Genomic DNA, 2,231 nt, shown 5'->3' with positions numbered 1-2,231 from the left:
TCTTGGCGACGATCCATTCGGCGAACATCCAGGCGAGCGCCGCAGCGGCGGTGGCAACCTGCGTGTTCATCATCGCGGCGCCGGCAAGGCCATCGGCCGCCAGTTCCGAACCGGCGTTGAAGCCGAACCACCCGACCCACAGCAGCGAGGCGCCGATGACCGAGTAGACCAGGTTATGCGGCGCCATGTTGGTGGTGCCGTAGCCTTCGCGCTTGCCCAGCACCAGCGCGCAGACCAGGCCCGCGACACCAGCGTTGATGTGGACGACCGTGCCGCCGGCGAAGTCGAGCACACCGGCCGAGCCGAGGAAGCCGCCGCCCCACACCCAATGCGCGATCGGCGCGTAGACGAACACCAGCCACAGGCCCATGAAGATCAGCAGCGCCGAGAATTTCATGCGCTCGGCGAAGGCGCCGGCGATCAGCGCCGGCGTGATGATGGCGAAGGTCAACTGGAACATCGAGAAGACGAATTCGGGAATATTCGCCACGCCCGGCAGCCAGAGCGTCGAGACGGTGATGCCGTGGTGGAAGAACCGCGAGAAGCCGCCGACATAGCTGTTCAAGCTGGCGGATTCGTTGGTGGTGAAGGCGAGCGAATAGCCGAACATGAACCACAGCACCGTCACCAGGCAGGTGATGGCGAAGCTCTGCATGATGGTGGCGAGCACGTTCTTCTTGCGCACCATGCCGCCGTAGAACAGCGCCAGGCCCGGAATGGTCATCATCAGCACCAGCGCCGTCGAGGTCAGCATCCAGGCGGTATTGCCGGTGTCGAGAACCGGGGTCGGAGCGGCGGGCGCCGCAGGCGCCGCCGGAGCGGCCTCCTGCGCGAAGGCGGCGGCGGTGCTCAGCGCTACGAGAGCGAGCGAAGCGGCCGCGCGTCCCGTCGTCTTCAAGGTGGAAGGAATATTCATTTAACTCTCCGTTGGAATGGATGGTCGCCGCTCAGAGCGCGTCGGTGTCTGTTTCGCCGGTACGGATGCGCACCGCCTGGTCGATGCCGAAGACGAAGATCTTGCCGTCGCCGATCTGGCCGGTCTTGGCGGCCGAAGTGATGGCTTCGACGGCCTTGTCGACCATGTCGGCGCCGACCGCGACCTCGATCTTGATCTTGGGCAGGAAGCTGACCGCGTACTCCGCGCCGCGATAGATTTCCGTGTGCCCCTTCTGACGCCCGTAGCCTTTAACTTCGGTGACGGTCAGGCCCTGGATGCCGACGGCGGTGAGCGCTTCGCGCACCTCGTCGAGCTTGAACGGCTTGATGATTGCCATCACGATTTTCATAAGGTTTCACCCTTTGCTGTTGCGGTCCCCCGCGTTTGCACACCTACACCGATCCCGAGGAGAGCCGGAGAGTGCCCGACAGGATTCAAGCTCCGTGCCAATTGCCGAAGCATGGCGTTAACCTGTTGTAAACAAAGGGGCAGAGCGGCCTGCGCACATCATTTGTGCGCGGCCGCATCGGGTGTCGTGATCAAAAAATAGGCAAGATTTCAAAAATGCCTGCTTGGCAGGCATCGATCAGAAGCCGGCTCAGCGCTTGAGTCGGATCAGGCCTTCCTGGGCGACCGAAGCGATGAGCGTTCCGTCCCGCGCGAACAGCGAACCGCGGGTGAAGCCGCGCGACCCTTGCGTCGACGGGCTGTCCTGGTTGTAGAGGATCCAGTCGTCGAGCGAGTGGCTGCGGTGGAACCACATGGCATGGTCGAGGCTGGCCGCCTGGATGTCGCGGTCGAAGATGGCGCGGCCATGCGCGAAGGTCGAGGTGTCGAGCAGCGTCATGTCGGAGAGGTAGGCGAGCACGGCCGCCTGTATCGCACGGTTTTCGGGCACCGGGCCGGTGGTGCGGATCCAGATGTTCTGCTGCGGCTCCAGCTTCTCGCGGCTCGTATAGTGCTTCAGCATCACCGGCTTCATCTCGATAGGCCGGTCGCGATCCCAGTAGCGCCTGATGCCTTCCGGCACCGCTTCGCCGAATTTGCCGAGCAGCTCGCGCTGGGACAGCAGCGTGTCGGGCGCCGGCACGTCGCGCGGCATCGGCATCTGGTGCTCAAGGCCAATCTCGTCCTGCTGGAACGAAGCCTCCAGCGAGAAGATCGCCTGGCCATGCTGGATCGCCACGACCCGGCGCGTGGTGAAGGAGCCGCCGTCGCGGATGCGGTCGACGTCGTAGACGATCGGCAGCTTGGTGTCGCCGGGCCGCATGAAATAGCCGTGCAGCGAATGCAC

General features: G+C 64.1%; 3 protein-coding genes. All 3 read right to left on the bottom strand.

Features of this window, described 5'->3' with window-relative positions; all coding sequences use genetic code 11:
• The coding region (locus EOA27_RS32880; protein ID WP_189562215.1) for an ammonium transporter at positions 1 to 898 on the bottom strand (898 nt) is incomplete at its 3' end.
• Between the two features lie 49 nt (positions 899 to 947).
• Positions 948 to 1,286 carry a P-II family nitrogen regulator gene (locus EOA27_RS32875; protein WP_027169082.1) on the bottom strand — a complete coding sequence of 113 codons (339 nt, stop codon included), beginning with the start codon at positions 1,284 to 1,286 and terminating at the stop codon, positions 948 to 950.
• 249 nt (positions 1,287 to 1,535) lie between these two features.
• The coding region (locus tag EOA27_RS32870) for an acyl-CoA thioesterase II (protein ID WP_145970697.1) at positions 1,536 to 2,231 on the bottom strand (696 nt) is incomplete at its 5' end.

Source organism: Mesorhizobium sp. M2A.F.Ca.ET.037.01.1.1 (assembly GCF_003998075.1).
In the GTDB taxonomy this organism is placed as follows: Bacteria; Pseudomonadota; Alphaproteobacteria; order Rhizobiales; family Rhizobiaceae; genus Mesorhizobium.
This window is presented reverse-complemented; position numbering and strand designations above follow the sequence as displayed.

Bases quoted from the DNA above. Each gene is read 5' to 3' on its own strand.
- EOA27_RS32875 (WP_027169082.1), bottom strand. From the start codon at position 1,286: ATGAAAATCGTGATGGCAATCATCAAGCCGTTCAAGCTCGACGAGGTG.